Annotated in this window: 14 protein-coding genes; 8 read left to right on the top strand and 6 right to left on the bottom strand. The window is 58.5% G+C overall.

What is annotated here, in order from left to right; genetic code table 11:
* Positions 1–126 precede the first annotated feature (126 nt).
* From AFK62_RS11120 to AFK62_RS11110, 3 genes are all read right to left on the bottom strand, one after another.
* A complete protein-coding gene (locus AFK62_RS11120; RefSeq protein ID WP_053531907.1) occupies positions 127–2,091 on the bottom strand; it encodes an alpha,alpha-trehalase in 1,965 nt (654 codons plus the stop codon).
* Positions 2,092–2,224: 133 nt separating this feature from the next.
* Complete coding sequence (locus tag AFK62_RS11115) at positions 2,225–3,244, bottom strand: LacI family DNA-binding transcriptional regulator (protein WP_007679007.1); 1,020 nt, start codon at positions 3,242–3,244, stop codon at positions 2,225–2,227.
* Positions 3,241–3,993 (bottom strand): MBL fold metallo-hydrolase, encoded by a 753-nt coding sequence (locus AFK62_RS11110; protein ID WP_007679010.1) that lies wholly within the window; start codon positions 3,991–3,993, stop codon positions 3,241–3,243. Before AFK62_RS11110 ends, AFK62_RS11115 begins: the two co-directional genes overlap by 4 nt.
* 152 nt (positions 3,994–4,145) lie before the next feature.
* Here AFK62_RS11110 and AFK62_RS11105 point away from each other — a divergent pair, with 152 nt between their 5' ends.
* Genes AFK62_RS11105 through AFK62_RS11090 form a run of 4 tightly spaced genes read left to right on the top strand, consistent with a single transcriptional unit; the run spans position 4,146 to position 8,047 of the window.
* Positions 4,146–5,123: an ABC transporter ATP-binding protein gene (locus tag AFK62_RS11105; RefSeq protein ID WP_007679013.1), complete on the top strand. Its 978-nt coding sequence runs from the start codon at positions 4,146–4,148 to the stop codon at positions 5,121–5,123.
* Positions 5,124–5,154: 31 nt separating this feature from the next.
* The gene (locus tag AFK62_RS11100) at positions 5,155–6,300 is read left to right on the top strand and encodes an ABC transporter substrate-binding protein (RefSeq protein WP_007679015.1); all 1,146 of its coding nucleotides are present in this window, start codon (positions 5,155–5,157) and stop codon (positions 6,298–6,300) included.
* A 56-nt stretch (positions 6,301–6,356) separates the two neighbouring features.
* Positions 6,357–7,190, top strand: a complete 834-nt coding sequence (locus AFK62_RS11095; protein WP_007679017.1) for an ABC transporter permease — start codon at positions 6,357–6,359, stop codon at positions 7,188–7,190.
* Positions 7,191–7,216: 26 nt separating this feature from the next.
* On the top strand, positions 7,217–8,047 hold the full coding sequence (locus AFK62_RS11090; RefSeq protein WP_050555052.1) for an ABC transporter permease: 831 nt from the start codon (positions 7,217–7,219) through the stop codon (positions 8,045–8,047).
* A 4-nt stretch (positions 8,048–8,051) separates the two neighbouring features.
* Here AFK62_RS11090 and pdxR read toward each other — a convergent pair whose 3' ends face one another.
* Positions 8,052–9,443, bottom strand: a complete 1,392-nt coding sequence (pdxR, locus tag AFK62_RS11085; protein ID WP_007679021.1) for a MocR-like pyridoxine biosynthesis transcription factor PdxR — start codon at positions 9,441–9,443, stop codon at positions 8,052–8,054.
* Positions 9,444–9,564: 121 nt separating this feature from the next.
* On the opposite strand from pdxR, the gene AFK62_RS11080 reads away from it, so the two are divergent.
* Together AFK62_RS11080 and AFK62_RS11075 are read left to right on the top strand one after the other, a co-directional pair.
* A complete protein-coding gene (locus AFK62_RS11080) occupies positions 9,565–10,044 on the top strand; it encodes a carboxymuconolactone decarboxylase family protein (protein ID WP_007679024.1) in 480 nt (159 codons plus the stop codon).
* 257 nt (positions 10,045–10,301) lie between these two features.
* On the top strand, positions 10,302–11,009 hold the full coding sequence (locus tag AFK62_RS11075) for a phage antirepressor KilAC domain-containing protein (RefSeq protein ID WP_007679027.1): 708 nt from the start codon (positions 10,302–10,304) through the stop codon (positions 11,007–11,009).
* A 263-nt stretch (positions 11,010–11,272) separates the two neighbouring features.
* Here the strand turns inward: AFK62_RS11075 and AFK62_RS11070 are convergent, their stop codons facing one another.
* The gene (locus tag AFK62_RS11070) at positions 11,273–11,869 is read right to left on the bottom strand and encodes an NAD(P)H-dependent oxidoreductase (RefSeq protein WP_007679030.1); all 597 of its coding nucleotides are present in this window, start codon (positions 11,867–11,869) and stop codon (positions 11,273–11,275) included.
* A 112-nt stretch (positions 11,870–11,981) separates the two neighbouring features.
* On the opposite strand from AFK62_RS11070, the gene AFK62_RS11065 reads away from it, so the two are divergent.
* Positions 11,982–12,569: a TetR/AcrR family transcriptional regulator gene (locus AFK62_RS11065; RefSeq protein ID WP_007674620.1), complete on the top strand. Its 588-nt coding sequence runs from the start codon at positions 11,982–11,984 to the stop codon at positions 12,567–12,569.
* Positions 12,570–12,682: 113 nt separating this feature from the next.
* Here the strand turns inward: AFK62_RS11065 and AFK62_RS11060 are convergent, their stop codons facing one another.
* Positions 12,683–13,351: a YecA/YgfB family protein gene (locus tag AFK62_RS11060; RefSeq protein ID WP_007674619.1), complete on the bottom strand. Its 669-nt coding sequence runs from the start codon at positions 13,349–13,351 to the stop codon at positions 12,683–12,685.
* A gap of 631 nt (positions 13,352–13,982) precedes the next feature.
* On the opposite strand from AFK62_RS11060, the gene AFK62_RS11055 reads away from it, so the two are divergent.
* Positions 13,983–15,707 carry a ShlB/FhaC/HecB family hemolysin secretion/activation protein gene (locus AFK62_RS11055; protein ID WP_007674617.1) on the top strand — a complete coding sequence of 575 codons (1,725 nt, stop codon included), beginning with the start codon at positions 13,983–13,985 and terminating at the stop codon, positions 15,705–15,707.
* Positions 15,708–15,755: the final 48 nt, after the last annotated feature.

Raw genomic sequence — 15,755 nt, 5'->3', positions numbered from 1 at the left:
AAATTGCAACTCACAGAATTGGCAGGGAAAACGGCGCTGAATGAACGCGCCGTGGCGGGCACGGTGAAGAGATAAAAAAACTGCCCTCAAAAGAGGGCAGTTGAATATTTTAAGGATAACGACAGCTTACTGTGCAGGTGCAGGTGCAGGTGCAGGTGCAGGTGCAGGTGCAGGTGCAGGTGCAGGTGCAGGTGCAGGTGCAGGTGCAGGTGCAGGTGCAGGTGCAGGTGCAGGTTGCGAGGTGGTGTTCTGCGGCGCCGCTGCGCTGTTTTGCGCCTCTGGCGTCGCAGTGGCCGGTGCGTTGTTGCCCGCAGGCGCAGGCGTCTGCGTGTTTTCTGGTGCGGAGGTTTCAGCCTTCACCGGTGCGTTTTGCTCCGCCGGTTTGCTCAGCATTTTTCCCTCCTGCTGCGGCGCGCTGGTGCTGCCCGGGCGCGTCTGCGGTACGTCATTACACGGTTTTTCCGTCCCGCACAGCAAATCGAGCATTTTCAGCGTCACGCCGTTGGTCCAGCCAAAGCCGTCCTGGAGCGGGTATTCGCCGCCACCGCCACCCGTGCCGGTAGAAGAGACGTCATATTTCTCCACCAGTTTTTGCTCGCGGTTATAGGTGTGCTGAACGTTGGTTAAGAAGTGCCAGGTCACATCCATCGCCAGATCTTTCTGCCCGTAGTTCATCAGCCCTTCGGTAGCCACCCACTGGAGCGGCGCCCAGCCGTTCGGTGCATCCCACTGCTGGCCGGTTTTAACCGTCGTGGTCAGAAGGCCGCCCGGTTTGAGAAGCTGCGCGCGGGTTGCGGCGGCGACTTTCTCGGCGCGGTCCTGCGCCGCTGCCTTCACATACAGCGGGAACAGCGCAGCGGCGGTCAGCTGATCGCGCACCTTATTGGTTTTCAGATCGTAATCGGCATACCAGCCATGTTTCGCGTTCCACAGATGCGTTTCCATCGCCTGCTGGCGCGCGCTGGCGAGCGATTCATAGCGAGTTGCGCCTGCGCTGTCACCGGCGGCTTTGCTGGCGCGCGCCAGAGTTTTCTCCAGCTGGAAGAGCAGGGCGTTGAGATCCACCGGCAGAATGGTCGTGGTGCGAATGGAACCGAGCTGCTGCGGGTTATCCATCCAGCGCGAACTGAAATCCCAGCCCGAGGCAGCACCGGCGCGCAGATCGCGGTAGATTTCTGTCGCCGGGCGGTCCGGGTTATTTTTGGCCGTGGTCACATCGTCAAGCCAGGACTCAGTACGCGGCGCATCGCGATCGTCCCAGTAGCGGTTGAGTACCGCGCCATCTTTCAGTTTCACAACACGTTCATGCGCATCGCCTGCGGCAAGGTTTTCGCTGCCTTCCATCCAGTAGGCATACTCTTTTTGCAACTGCGGCAGGTATTTTTTCAGTGTCTCATCACCGCCTTCGTGGCTTGCCAGCAGTTCCACCATAAAGGAGAAGAACGGGGGCTGTGAGCGGCTTAAGTAGTAGGTCCGGTTGCCGTTGGGAATATGACCCCACGCGTCGATTTCATGGGCGAAGTTATCGACCATATCCTGCACTTTATCCCAGTGGTCGCTCTCGGCGAGGCCCAGCATCGTGAAGTAGGTATCCCAGTAATAGACCTCGCGGAAACGTCCACCCGGCACCACGTAAGGCTTCGGCAGCGGCAGCAGGGAATCCCACTTGCTGGCGGAATCGGTGGAGCGGGTCAGCACCGGCCACAGGCCGTCGATATGCTCGCGCAGGCTCTGGCCTGCTGGCGGCACATAGGCTTCGCCTTTTTGCGGCAGGGTAAAGTTCAGCTCAACAAAGTGGCGTAAATCGAAACCTGACTGATTACGCTGCATCCGGTAGTCGGCAAGGATCATTAGCGGATCGCTTTTCGGCACCGCATCGGCAAAGGTTTTCTGATCCGGGAACAGCTTCGCGCTCTGCACATCGCTGAACAGCGGGCCAAGAAGCAGATCCGGCGGCTGTGGCGTGGTGCGCTCGGCTGGCGCATCCTGCGCGCCAGCGGGCAGCGTGGAGAAGGCCAGCAGCGCGCCGCTAAGGGCGACCTGAATGGCGAAAAACAGCGTCCGGGGACGGCGCGTAACGGCTTGTGTCATGAATGAATTCTCCTTAAGGGGGCGCAGCGCACACCACTGCGAATCAACCATATGAAAACCTTAGACGAATATTCCCGTTACGAGGGCACGTAAAGGGGAAATTTCTGCTTTTCGCGCCCGGTTCAGCCCGGGTTTACCTTATCCGGGGTGAGGTATCGCGGTGAATGAGCGTGACAGGCACCCATTCGGTGCGTGCCGGCCCGTGCGGTTGCCGGGCGCGATCGGCAAGACACGCCAGCGCCTGTGCGGCAAGCGCGGCCACGTCCTGATGCAGCGTAGTAAGCCGGTAGGCGTCATAGGCCGTAAGCGGGGTGTTATCAAAGCCTATCAGATGAAAATCACGCGGCGCGGTTTTGCCCTGCCGCCGCATGCCGTCAAGAAAACCGCAGGCGAGCTGGGCGTTGGCGCAGAATATGCCGTCGAGTGAGGCGTGCGCGCAGCCTGCCGCCGCCAGTCCCCCTTCATACCCGTCCTGAGGCGCATGGATAAACGTGGCATGCGTCCGGGTTTCCACGCCGCGCGCCTGCAGCGCCGCCAGGAAGGCTTCGCCGCGCTGCTGCCCCGCCCAGGTGGAACGCTGATAGTTTAGCCAGCCAAAGCGGCGGCAGCCTGCATCACTGAGTTGCGCGGCGGCAAGCGCTGCGCCCTGCGCGTTATCCGAGCAGACGGTATCCACCTGCGGGTGCGTCGGCGGGCGGTTAATGCCGACCACCGGAATATGATGCTGCACGCAGTCGTCGATAATCGCCTCCGGCGGCTGACCGGAGGTCACCACCACGCCGGAGACGCGATATTGCATAAAGCGGCGCAGGGTAGTTTCAAGGTCGGCATCGCCGGAAATTTCCGTCACCAGCGCCTGATAGCCGCGCTGCGAGACCGCCTGAATCAGCGCCTCCAGTAGCGCGCTGCGAAACGGATCGCCGATGCGTGCCACAATCACGCCGATAAGCTGGCTGCGCTTGCGGTTAAGCCCTTGCGCCAGAAAGTTGACCTGATAACCGAGTTCGGCGGCGGCGGCGAGCACCCGCGCTTTGGTCTCGGGCGAAATGCTGCCGCTGTCGCCGAGCGCGCGCGACACCACGGCGCGCGACACGCCCGCCCGCGCGGCAACATCCTGGGCGGTAACGACGCTGCGCGCCGGACGCGGCTTCATGCGCTCGCCTGCGCACGTGCCAGCGTATGCCGCTGGCCGTCTTCCGTTAAAAACAGCGCCGGATGACGCGCGCAGGCCTCGCGAATGGCCGGAATATCAGCCTCCCAGCAGTGATAAAGCCCGAGCGCAGGCAGTTGCAGGCATTCGCACACCGTCTGGCAGGAGGGAAAATCGCCGTGGGAGGCGTCATCCTCCAGCGCGCGCCAGGAGGCGCACTCCTGAAAGGCGAGCGTGGCACCCGCCATCAGCGCCAGACTTTCCGGGGTCGGCCTGCCGTCGCCGCTGTAAAAAAGCGCCATGCCGTCGGTGTCGATACGCAGCGACCGACACGGGATCTCATGCTGCGTTGCCGCGCTGCGGATGCGCCAGTCGCGCCACGTCATTTCCGCGGCGATGTCCTGCCAGTCGATAGCGAAACAAAACGTCGTTTGCGGCCAGACCGCCAGCAGGGCCAGTTGTTGTAACACCGCCCGCTGGGCGGGCTGGCAAAATAGGGTCAGCGGTTTCTCGCGCCCCAGGCTTTTCCACTGATTAAGTAACGCCGCCAGCCCGGCGCAGTGATCCGGGTGAACATGCGTAAACCAGATGGCATCAATGGCGTTAATCGGCGTCTGGCGCTGCCAGAGCGCACGCGGAATAGTGGGGCCGCAGTCGACCAGCCACTGCGTCGAAGCGCCCTGAATCAATATTGACGACGTATTTTGCTGCGTGGCGAACGCGCTGCCGCTGCCGAGCACATCAATAATCATTTTCCACCTGTTTTCTCGCAACTTAATTAAATTGTCACAAAGGCGCGACAAAGTAGGTGCCTATCATGTCGGGGCGAAGTTGCATTTTTTTTACAGCGTAATGAACACGTGTTCATCGCAAAATAAATGCCGCCAGAATGCAGGAAAGGGCGATGAGTTATTTAGACATTACGCGATTAAAAATGGGGTACGGCGACCATACCGTATTGCATGATATTGATCTGTCAGTTCACCGTGGCGAAATGATTGCGCTGCTCGGCCCGTCCGGTTGCGGCAAAACGTCGCTGTTAAATGCGCTGTGCGGATTTGTTCAGGTGGAGTCCGGCGATATTTCCGTGGGCGGGCGCACTATTACCCGGCTCCCGCCCGAACAGCGCAATATTATTATGGTCTTCCAGAGTTACGCCTTATGGCCGCATTTAACGGTGGCGCAAAATATCGGTTTTGGATTAACCGTGCGCAAACAACCGAAGACCGTCATTCAGGCGCAAATTAAAAAGATGCTGGCGCTTGTCAATTTAACCGGGCTTGAGAACCGCAAAATTAGCGCGCTCTCCGGTGGCCAGCGTCAGCGCGTGGCGCTCGCCCGCGCCTTAGCGGTCGAGCCGGATGTGCTGGTGCTCGATGAACCGCTCTCCAACCTTGATGCCCGCGTACGCCTGAGCGTGCGCCACGAAATCAAAACGCTGCAACAGCAGCTCGGCTTTACCTCGCTTATCGTCACGCACGATCAGGAGGAGGCGCTGGTGATGGCGGACCGCGTGGCGGTGCTCAACCAGGGATGCATCGAACAGATCGGCACGCCGCAGGATATCTGGCGGCACCCGCAAACGCCGTTTGTCGCCGACTTCATGGGGGCGACGAATCGCGTACGTGCGCAGGCGGGCGAGACACTCTGCTTTCGCAGCAGCGACGTGACAATAAGCGCCGCGCCGGGCGCGATGCCGGGGGACGGGCTGACGCTTTCCGGCATCGTGCGGCAAAGCGCCTTTATGGGCCAGCAGTACCGCCACAGCGTACAGGTGGACCACCAGCTTCTGCAGGCCGACAGCGCGCAGAACTGGCCGGTCAATACCACGGTGGCGCTCCATGTCCCGCCGCAGGCGTTGCACCGATTTAACCAGCCTTAATTTCATTTACTCACACAGTCGGGGATATTTCATGTTTGCTAAAACTCACATCGCGCTTACCGCGGCGCTCTCGTTCGGCACGCCTGGCCTCGCACAGGCAGAAACGGTGCTGAATGTCGCTACGGCAGGCGATCAGAACATGGTCGATTACGTCAAAACCTTTCTGGCGCCGCGCTTTGAGGCGAGCCATCCCGACGTAAAAATTCGGGTGATCGGCACCGGGCCTGGTGACGCAGGCTCCAACAAAATCACAGAAAAACTGACCGCCCAGCAGCAGAGCAATCTGGCGCAGTGGGATATCGATGTCGCCGTTGTGCACCAGAAAGCGGGCGGAGAGCTGGTAGAGAAAGGCTTGCTCGCAAAATTCCGCGACCAGATCCCGACCGGCAAAATGGTTTCGCAGGCGAGTGCGCGTAACGCCCTTGGTGTGAACGTTGACGGCTATGTCATGCCGATGTTCCTGAGCCAGACGGCGCTGGCTTACAACAGCGATCTGGTGAAAACGCCGCCCGCGTCCTATGACGAACTGGTGCAGTGGGCGCAGAAAAACCCGAAGGCGTTTGGCTACAACGGAATTAAAAATGGCATGTCTGGCGTCAGTTTCGTGGTGGGCTGGATCTATGCCTACGGCACCGACGCGGCCCGCCTGAGCGCGCAGCCCTACGATAAGAGCGTGGAGAAAAGCTGGGCGCCCGCCTTTGAAAAACTCAAGGCTTTTAACCAGAACGTGACCTTTACGCCAGGCAACGCCGGCACGCTCGATATGTTAAGCCGTGGCGAAATCGCGATGGGGCCAGTGTGGGTGGATATGTTCTACAGCTGGAAAGATCAGGGCAAAGTGCCGCCGTCGCTGAAACTTGCGCTGATTGCGCCAGGCATGCCGGGCCAGCCGATGTATTACGTCGTCCCGGCCCGCGCGGCGCAGGCGAAGCTCGCGCAGGAATTTATCGCGCTTGCCACCAGCCCCGAGGTACAGGCGCAGGGCATTGTGAAGCAATTCAACTGGTATCCGGGTATTGATGCGAACTATGTCAAAGCGAAGCTGGACGCGCCGACCTGGCAGAAACTCTTTGCTGAAATTTCGCCGCAGACGCTGGCAAACTATGGCAAAAGCTTCCCGATAGCGCCGTATTTTGACGACATCAAAGAAGGCTATGAGAGCCAGGTGTCAAACTGATCCCCTGTGCCCGGCGGCCACGCCGGGCGCTTTCCGATGATTTGCGGAACTGCCTGATGAGAAACGCCCTTCGTTATGGTCTGCTGGTGGCGCCTGCCGCGCTGCTGACCGCTGTGCTGTTTTTATACCCGCTGGGGTTTTCGCTGGTATCGGCGTTCGTCACCGAGGCCCCGGCATTCACCCTGGCGCACTTCGCGAAAGTCATTGACCTCTATTCGCAGGATATTCTGTTTTCGCTGGTGATCGTGCTGGCCTCGGTAGCGCTGCTGGCGCTGATTGCGGTGACACTTTCCGGCGTCATTGTCCTTTCGCCATACCCGTGGCTCGCACGCGCCTTCGGGCTGCTTTACCGGTTGCCGCTGTTTATCCCGTTTATTGTGACAGCGCAGATGATGCGCACGTTTCTTGCCAAAAATGGCCTGATGAATAACGCGCTGGTGGCAGGCGGCCTTTTGACCCCGCTTGAGACAGTCTCCTGGCTTGGCTGGAAGGGCATCATTATTACGTTCGTCTGGAAGCAGATGGCGTTTGTGACGCTGCTGACCTGCGGGGCGATGGCCTCTGTGGATCCGGCGCAGATCCAGGCGGCGAAAAACCTTGGCGCCTCCCGCCTGCGCATTCTGTGGCAGGTGCTGCTGCCGCAGGCGATGCCGACGCTTGGCGTGGCGCTGGTGCTCTCTACTGTCACGATGCTCTCTGTGCTGTCTGTTCCGCTCATGATAGGCACCGGCACGCCCGCGATGATGACGGTTGATATGGCGTTTCGCGTGAGCTCCTACGGCGATTACCACGTCGCAAACGCGCTCGGGGTGATGTCGTACCTGATTTGCGCCGCACTCTCGTGGTTTTACCTGCGCCATACGCTTAAAGAGAAAGGAACCCACGCATGAGCCCTGTTGCTGAACACACCGCTGTGATGCCTGTAAGGCGCGCCCGCTTCACGCCGTTTCGAACAGGCTTTTTCTGGCAGACGCTGCTGCTGGTCTTGCTGGTGCTGATCCTGCTCGGCCCGGTGCTGAATCTGCTTATCTGGACCGTGGCGGAGACCTGGTATTTCCCGCATGCGTTGCCTGCGCAGTGGGGAATGAAGTACTGGTCGCAGGTTTTCAGTCCTTATAGCGATGTTTCCGGATCGCTGCTCACCAGTATCGGCATTGCGCTGCTTACCGTGGCAGTCTGTCTGGTGGTCGCGGTGCCGGCCGGCTATGCGTTGTCCCGTAAAGGCATGCCGCTGCGCTTTTTCTTTATGCTGTTATTTCTGATCCCCCAGGCGTTTCCGGGGCTCACGGTCTATATGAACGTGGCGCGGCTTTTTTATCAGTGGGGGCTTAACGGTACGGTGGCGGGTGTGGTGCTGGTGCACAGCGTACACGGCATGATGTACGCCATCTGGATAAGCGTTGCTGCTTTTAGTAGCGTCGACCCACAACTTGCGCGCGCGGCGCGTAACCTTGGTGCCAGTGCTACCACCACATTCTTTCGCATCGTGCTGCCGCAGGCCGCGCCGGGCATTATCGCCGCCAGCATTTTCGTGTTTCTGGAGTCGCTGGATGAGTTCACCGGCGCGTTCTTCGTCGGCGCGCCGGATATCAGTACACTGCCGCTCCTGCTCTATAACGCCAGCATGTCCGGGAACTACCAGATCTCCTCGATAACGGCGCTGATCCTGCTGGTCCCGTCGGTGGTATTTATGCTGGTGGTGAATAAATTCATGCGCCCGGAGATGCTCGCAAAAATAGGCAAATAGCGCGTCACGACGCGGCGGTTAACAGCGCGCAGGTGTCGGCGCGGGCGCGCGCCATTAGCGCTGCGGCCTCGTCAACGGTACGCAGATTGGTGTAGCCAATGATCAAACCGTAGCGTTTGCGCGGCCCGACGTACCATGACGACAGCGCGCTTACCTGCAACTGGTGCTGTTGCCAGGCGCGTGCGAGCGCCTCGTCACAGGTGGCCGTTTTCAGATAGGCCACCACGTGCATGCCGCCATCTTCAAGCGGGGTGTCAAACACGCCGGGATAGACCGCATGCAGCGCCTCAATCGCCATACGCCGCCGCTGCTGGTAGAGGGCGCGCATCTTTTTCAGGTGCGGGTAGAATTCGCCCCCGGTGAGAAACGCCGCCAGGATCTTCTGTATCAGGAGCGGTTGACCGCCTGTAAAGCACGCACCGCTCTCAAGAAACGCGCCGCGCGCCGCGCGCGGCATCACCAGATAACCAAGGCGTACCGACGGCATGATGGTTTTACTGAAGCTGCCGATGTAGATAACCCGATCCTCGGTATCAAGGCTTTTCAGCGAGGGCAATACCTTACGGGTGTAGTGAAACTCGCCGTCATAATCATCTTCGACGATCCACGCGTTCTGCTTTGCGGCAAAAGCCAGCAGCTGTTGTTTGCGCGGCAGGGAGAGCGTGACGCCAAGCGGACTGTGGTGCGACGGCGTGACAATAACCAGCCGCGCATCCGGGTGATGACGCTGCAGATAATCAACCTGTATGCCGTCATTATCGACCGGTACGTAGTGCAGGGCGGGGGCCTGCGCGTTCAGCAGGCGCCGGCCAACGAAATAGCCGGGGTCTTCAAACACGACGCTGTCTTGCTTACCCACCAGCGCCTGAAGCGTCAGCAGCACATTGCCCTGATAGCCGCTGGTGATAAAAATATCGTCGGCGTTACACACCACCCCGCGCGAAATCGAGAGATAGCTGGCAATGGCGGCGCGCAGCGGGGCGTAGCCGGCTATCGGCGGGTTCACCATCTCTTCAGGGCGCATGGCGCGCATCGTACGTGCACTGAGCAACAACCACTTTTTATAAGGGAAGCTGTCCAGCGACGGAATGCCGAGGCGCAGGAAACCCTCGCTGTCGTGACGCGTCAGCGGCGTGTCGTCGGGGCTGGCAGGCGCACGCTGTGACGGGCGCTGCACGATGGCGAGAGCCGGATTAACGCAGGTACCCCGCGGGCCGCGACTCACCAGATAACCTTCACCTACCAACACCGCATACGCGGCCTCTACGGTTTTTTTCGCGACCTGTAACTCCTGTGCCAGTACGCGAATGGAAGGAACGCGATCCCCCGGTTTCAGCACGCCGTCATGGATATTCTGGCGATAACGCTTATAGATATCGCGATAGCCTGGCTTCATGTCCTGCCTCGATTTACGTGTTATGACCCTTTTTACTATGTCATTGCCCCGTATGATAGACGAGAACAATATGACGCACGCCGCACCGCGGCGCGCCTTTTCCTGCATCTAAGGAGTTTCTATGACGACGCGCGTAAACCATTACCAGGCCATTCCGGCACTGGTCAACACGCTGATCACTGCCAGCGCTGCGCTCAAAAAAAGCAGCCTGACCCCGACGCTTAAACACCTGATTGACCTTCGCGCTTCGCAACTCAACGGCTGTGCGTTTTGTGTCGACATGCACTGTAAAGAGGCGAAGATGGCGGGTGAGCGCGAGCTGCGTCTTTATCATCTGGCGGTCTGGCGCGAGTCGCCACTCTTTAGCGCAAAGGAGAAGGCGGGGCTGGCCTTAACAGAGGCGATGACGCGTATTTCAGAGGAGGGCATCAGCGATGCGCACTATAGTGCGGCGCGCGAGCATTTCTCTGAAACGGAGATCGCGGAGATTGCCTTCGCAGTCGCCATCATCAATAGCTGGAACCGTCTGCAACTGGTGTCGCAAATGGCACCGGGCAGCCAGGATGCGGCGTTCGGTCTGGCGCGTGCAGACCTTGCCTGAACCTGTATTTTTCCGCTGAGAAGCCCGCTGCCGCGGGCTTTTTTTATGGGCATCACAAAGGGGTGAAAAAACAGCGAACTGAGAAGCGCTTTGTTTTTAATCACATAGCAGACCACTCGCGCCAGGCCGCGCCTCGCCTGACACTTAAGTAAAACCGCTTAAAAAATCTACTGGATATTTAACCAGGTCGCTGTATACTATTTCTACAAAGCACCAGGTGTTGTTGTAATTGAGTCAGTGAATGAGTGGTGAAACCTATGATGATTCCGCTGGAAAATCTTAATGCTCAGGATCAATCGGTCACAATGAGCAGCCGTGAAATCGCTACGTTGACAGGTATTGCCCACAGTGAAGTGAAGCGCATGATCAAAAGCCTGGAAACGGCGCAGCGCCTGTCCCAGCCCATCGGCATTAATTTGTACGAGCGGGAAGGGGAGATGCGTCAGGAGTTTTTGTTAAATAAACGCGACTCGCTGTTGACGGTCGCCCGCATTTCGCCGGCCTTTACCGCCGAAATGCTCGATCGCTGGCAGGAGCGTGAACGCAATGCCAGTCTGCCGGATTTTACTAACCCGGCGGCGGCCGCACGCGCCTGGGCCGAGCAGTATGAAAAGCGTCAGCGGGCGGAGCAGCAGCTGGCTCTCTTCGCCCCTAAAGCCGAGTTTTTCGATCGTTTCGTTCAGGTTGAAGAGTCGCTTGGCTTTCGCCAGCTGTGCAAAATGCTGAAGGTGAAGGAGCCGGAGTTCCGCCAGTTCCTGCTTGAGCGCAACATCATGATGCGCGCGAACGGCACGCTGGTGCCGCAGCACCATCACCTCCAGGCGGGTTACTTTACGCTGCGCTCAGGCGTCGGTGAAAACCTGCATACGTTCTCCCAACCGCGCTTTACGGCGCGCGGCGTGAAATGGGTAGCGAGCCTCTGGGCCGCGCACCTCGCCGCACAAACCAACGGCGCCGCGGCCTGATAGCCCGGCATCCGCAGTCACCCGGCGTGGTGCCCGGCTTGCGTCTTGTCCTGCATTATCTGCAGGCAGAGACGGCAACGCCGTGACGCGCCGGGTTTTCTTTTATCTCGCCTGACTCCCCCAGAGCCCGCACGTGAGCGCAACACGTGTGCCGCATACCTGCGAACCCACGCCGGAGCATTACCACAAGCATAGCCGCGGGTGAGACCGGCGCGCTCAGGCCAGCACTGCTGATGTGCGGCTGGCCAGGACCGTAATGCGCGTTATAGTTGTGCCTGAAAAACGCGCGCGCCGATGGCCTTCGCCTGTGCAATGGCGGCCTCAGGCGTGCTGAGATCCGGCAGGAACAGCGTCTCGTTTGTGATAACCGGTGCGCCGCAGTAGTCAAAAATGCCGTGGGCGATTTGCGCGTGATACGCCTGCCGGTAACCATGTTTTTCGTACGTCGCGTGATTCGCGCCGCCAATGCCGACCAGATGCACCGGTAAATGGCCGAGCTTTTTCACGATCCCCCCGTCGGCGCGCTCCTCATACGCCCAGCCGTTAGCGAAGACGCGATCGATCCAGCCTTTCAACAGCCCCGGCATCGACCACCAGTAAATCGGGAAGACCAGCACCAGCGCGTCGGCGCCTTCAACCCGCGCCTGCTCTTTTGCGACATCTGCCGGTACCGGCGCGGTTTTCATAAATGCAGCGTAGTCGGCCTCGTTAAAGACCGGATTAAAGCCCTCACGCGTGAGATCGGCTATCTCTGTGCTATGGCGCGCGTTTTCAAGGGTAATTCCCTCGGCCAGCGCGTGCGCGACGCGGTGGGTCAGGGCGTGTTCGGACGGATGCGAAACCACGATCAGTGCGTGCATATCATTCCTCCTGCGTTGCCATCGGGCAGTATTCGACGTAACATAACTTACCAAAAGTAACCTACCATTGGTAAGTTACTTTTGGTAGGTTATATTGTCAAGGAGAAAGGCGATGTCTGAATTTCGCACCCGTCAGCGGCTGAGCCGTGAGGCGCGCTATACCCAACTTATCGAAGTGGCCTGGCAGATAATCCGTGAAGAGGGCACCGAGGCGCTGACGCTCGGCAGGCTGGCGGAGCGTGCTGGCGTCACCAAGCCTGTGGTTTACGATCATTTCACCAGCCGCTCTGGCCTGCTGGCGGCGCTGTATCGCGAATATGAACAGCGCCAGAACATCAAAATGGACGAGGCGATTGCCCAAACAACGCCTGCGCTGGCGCCGCTTGCGGCGGTGATTGCCGAGGCTTATATCGAATGTGTGTTGTTACAGGGGCGAGAGATGCCGAACGTAATGGCGGCACTTACGGGCACGCCAGAGCTTGAAAAACTGCGTCAGGATTATGCGGTCGAATTCATTGCCAAATGCCGTGCGCTGTTTACGCCGTTTCGCGCTCATGCTGCGCTGCGCGACGCCGCGCTGTGGGCAATGTTCGGCGCCGCCGAAGGGCTCTCCTGGGCCGTCACGCTTGGCGCAATTGACGCCACGCAGGCGAAAGCGGAGTTGCGTGAAGCCATAGTGGCCATGGTGCAAAGGGATTAACGACCTGCGCACGCCCAGGGGCGTTCAGTGATTCATAACAGGGGACGTGTTCTGGCGAGAAAGCGTGGGCGATGCGCTACCCATTAAAAAAATGCGCCCACAGGCGCATGGTATTAATGCAGACAGCAATGCTTATACTTTTTACCGCTGCCGCAAAAACAAGGGTCGTTGCGCCCTGGTTTTTCCTCCGTAATAACCGGCTCCTGCGGCGCAGGCACTGCCTCCGGCTGGGCTATCCAGTAATCATGCAGCGCCAGCGCGGCAGGGCGGATAGCGGCAAAACGCGCCTCTAACGCTTCCTGAGAAAGCGCCTCTAGCTGCGGGAAGTTCTCTTCTTTGCCGTGCAGGGCGATAGCATCCAGCGCGGGCTGTAATTCTTCCGGCAGCGCCGACCAGTCACTGAGCGCCACACCACGCATATAGCCAAAGCACCACTCTTCCACCACGGTGAAATCCTGGCCTTCAATCTCGCGCACGCCAAACAGCGGATCGAACTGTTCGGGGTACTCCGCGAGACGATCGGCGATATCATTCATATGCTGGAAACACAGGTCCATAAAGCGGTTCATCTCACGCTCGTTGCTCCAGCGGGGAACGCGATTCTGACCGCCCCACAGCGCGACCAGCCATTCACTTGGCTCAATCGAACGCGGACCGGAAAGCACGGCGGTCAGCAGGCCATCCAGCTCGGCGACATCAACAATGGACGCCTCGCTGCCATATTTCTCCAGCATATCGTCAAGCCATTGCAGCTCTTTGTCGGTCAATGGGCCTTCTTTCATACTGTTGCCTCCTGGGCGCTTAAATTCAAAACCGCAGCAGTGTACACGTTTATCACCTGAGCTTAGCCATAAATCTGGTACAACAGCGGTCAGGCATCTGGCGCAACGTGGCCGCCTTTGCTGTAAGAGGAACCTAACCGCGATATAGGCTCGTGTAACCAGAGGGTAAACGGCGAAATGAAACACGGGTGATGTCTGAATACTCAGGCATCATGCCGATATATTAAAAGTTAAAAAGAGGGCGTTTTATCGCTTGCGCTAAACGGATATGCGCTAACCTTTATTTCTGTATAACGTAAATACGGCTGCGTATTGGGAAAATTTGCATTAAATAATGCGCAGTTTGTTTCAGGTGGTGATATTAACTATGCGTAACAGTTCAGTTAATATAGATGTAAGGCAGCCATGCTGCGCATAAAAAAATAGGCTTAGCGATACTGTGAAATATCATTATAAGGAGTTAATGGCGACCTAAGCCAAATTATTCGCTGCAAAATCCGTAATGCTCTTTTTTTAATTATTTTATTTCTTATTGGTGTCCGCAATATAAAGAGAATTGATAGCCTATTTCAAAGGCAGATAAAATAGGATTATTACCTAAAATATAAATTACTTTTCAGTGGATCTTTTTATGCAGGGAAAAGCGCTTCTCCATTACGGACTGGTATTGATGCTGATGACGCCTCCCGTCGCGCTCAGCGCTACGCCTGGAGACCCTGCAATTTCTGCATTGCAATCGAAAGAGCAATTCCAGCATCAGCAGCAACAGCAAAAAGCACGTGAGGCCCGGCTGGCCGCTGAGGCGCCGGATATTCGCATTCCTCTCACCGTGGCGCCATCTTCACACCTGGTATTTCCGCAAGAGAGCCCCTGCTTCATGATCCATCGCGTGACGTTGACAGGGAACGACGCGCTACCGCACTGGTTGCCACTGCAGCGCCTGGCGAACCAGGCGGTAGGACACTGCCTTGGTGTCCAGGGCATCAATACGGTGATCGGTGCTCTGCAAAACCGCATTATTGAACACGGTTGGGTAACGACACGCGTGCTGGCACCGCAGCAGGAGCTACGCGAAGGTGAACTCAAACTACTGGTGGTGCCAGGCCGTAACCGGCATGTCGCGCTCACCCCCGACTCCGGACGCTACGTCAGCCTCTGGCCCGCAATGCCCGCCCACGAGGGTAATCTGCTCGATCTTCGGGACATCGAACAGGGGCTGGAAAACCTGCAGCGTCTGCCGACGGTGGAGGCGCGTATGGAACTCCAGCCGGGCGAAGCGCCGGGGGAGAGCGATATTATTATTCAACGTGTGCAAAGCCGGTTCTGGCGTGTCGGGGCCTGGGTAGATGATACCGGCACTGAAAGTACTGGCCGCTATCAAGGCGGCGTTATGCTTGCGCTGGACAATCCTGCCTCCCTCAGCGATCTCTTCTATGTGACCGCCAGCCGCGATTTGGGTTTCGCCGGTCGTAAAAGCAGCAAAAACTTCTCCGGTCATTACTCTGTGCCCTTTGGTTATTGGGCGCTGGGGCTGACTGCCAGCGACTACACCTATAGTCGGACCATCGCCGGGCGCAACGCGGACATCCTCTATTCCGGTAAAAGCCACGCCCTGGACGTACAGCTAAGCCGCGTATTGCATCGCGGCGCCACCTCCAAAACCAGCGTGACCTGGGATGTGACGCTTCGCGAAACACACAACTTTATCGAAGATGTTGAGGTGGAGAACCAGCGGCGGCGTACCAGCGCCTGGCAGTTGGGGCTTGAGCATAATCACCACATTGGGCCTGCCACGCTGGACGCCAGTGTTAGCTATCAACGCGGCACGCGCTGGTTCGGCGCACAGCCAGCCTGGGAAGAAGAAGTCGATGACGAAACTTATGCCACGGCGCTTTCAAAGATATTGACGTGGGACGCCTCGCTGACCATGCCCTTCGCGCTGTGGTCACAGGACTTCAGTTGGACGACCCAGTACCACCGCCAGATGAGCGACACGCCGCTTACGCCGCAGGAGGAATTCTCCATCGGCAACCGCTGGACGGTACGTGGTTTCGATGGCGAGCGGACTCTCAGCGCCAGCCGCGGCTGGACGTTGCAAAACACGCTCGGCTGGAGCACGCCGGTGCCTGCGCAGGAACTCTATCTGGGGGCGGATTATGGTGAAGTGGGCGGCAACAGTAGCACCAACGCAGAGCTGAGCGGCCAGCATTTGGCTGGTGGCGTGCTGGGGCTGCGCGGCGCTATTGAGCGCGCGCGCCTCAGCTATGACTTGTTCAGCGGCATCCCCCTCTCAAAGCCCCCAGGCTTTAAAACTGACCCCGTTACCTTTGGCTTCAGCCTGAACTGGAATTACTAATTAGCGCGGGCGCACCCGGAAAGCTGTGCGTGATAACCCAGGGAATAG

Origin of the sequence: Cronobacter condimenti 1330 (assembly GCF_001277255.1) — a bacterium.
Taxonomy (GTDB): domain Bacteria; phylum Pseudomonadota; class Gammaproteobacteria; order Enterobacterales; family Enterobacteriaceae; genus Cronobacter; species Cronobacter condimenti.
The sequence above is the reverse complement of the archived record's forward strand: the minus strand, read 5'-3'. Positions and strand labels throughout refer to the sequence as shown.

What these genes read in the sequence shown, in the direction of transcription:
- AFK62_RS11070 (WP_007679030.1), bottom strand. Translation starts at nt 11,869, where the DNA reads ATGCACGCACTGATCGTGGTTTCGCATCCGTCCGAACACGCCCTGACC.
- AFK62_RS11060 (WP_007674619.1), bottom strand. Translation starts at nt 13,351, where the DNA reads ATGAAAGAAGGCCCATTGACCGACAAAGAGCTGCAATGGCTTGACGAT.
- AFK62_RS11075 (WP_007679027.1), top strand. Translation starts at nt 10,302, where the DNA reads ATGATGATTCCGCTGGAAAATCTTAATGCTCAGGATCAATCGGTCACA.
- AFK62_RS11090 (WP_050555052.1), top strand. Translation starts at nt 7,217, where the DNA reads ATGCCTGTAAGGCGCGCCCGCTTCACGCCGTTTCGAACAGGCTTTTTC.
- AFK62_RS11120 (WP_053531907.1), bottom strand. Translation starts at nt 2,091, where the DNA reads ATGACACAAGCCGTTACGCGCCGTCCCCGGACGCTGTTTTTCGCCATT.
- pdxR (WP_007679021.1), bottom strand. Translation starts at nt 9,443, where the DNA reads ATGAAGCCAGGCTATCGCGATATCTATAAGCGTTATCGCCAGAATATC.
- AFK62_RS11105 (WP_007679013.1), top strand. Translation starts at nt 4,146, where the DNA reads ATGAGTTATTTAGACATTACGCGATTAAAAATGGGGTACGGCGACCAT.
- AFK62_RS11065 (WP_007674620.1), top strand. Translation starts at nt 11,982, where the DNA reads ATGTCTGAATTTCGCACCCGTCAGCGGCTGAGCCGTGAGGCGCGCTAT.
- AFK62_RS11055 (WP_007674617.1), top strand. Translation starts at nt 13,983, where the DNA reads ATGCAGGGAAAAGCGCTTCTCCATTACGGACTGGTATTGATGCTGATG.
- AFK62_RS11080 (WP_007679024.1), top strand. Translation starts at nt 9,565, where the DNA reads ATGACGACGCGCGTAAACCATTACCAGGCCATTCCGGCACTGGTCAAC.
- AFK62_RS11110 (WP_007679010.1), bottom strand. Translation starts at nt 3,993, where the DNA reads ATGATTATTGATGTGCTCGGCAGCGGCAGCGCGTTCGCCACGCAGCAA.
- AFK62_RS11115 (WP_007679007.1), bottom strand. Translation starts at nt 3,244, where the DNA reads ATGAAGCCGCGTCCGGCGCGCAGCGTCGTTACCGCCCAGGATGTTGCC.
- AFK62_RS11100 (WP_007679015.1), top strand. Translation starts at nt 5,155, where the DNA reads ATGTTTGCTAAAACTCACATCGCGCTTACCGCGGCGCTCTCGTTCGGC.
- AFK62_RS11095 (WP_007679017.1), top strand. Translation starts at nt 6,357, where the DNA reads ATGAGAAACGCCCTTCGTTATGGTCTGCTGGTGGCGCCTGCCGCGCTG.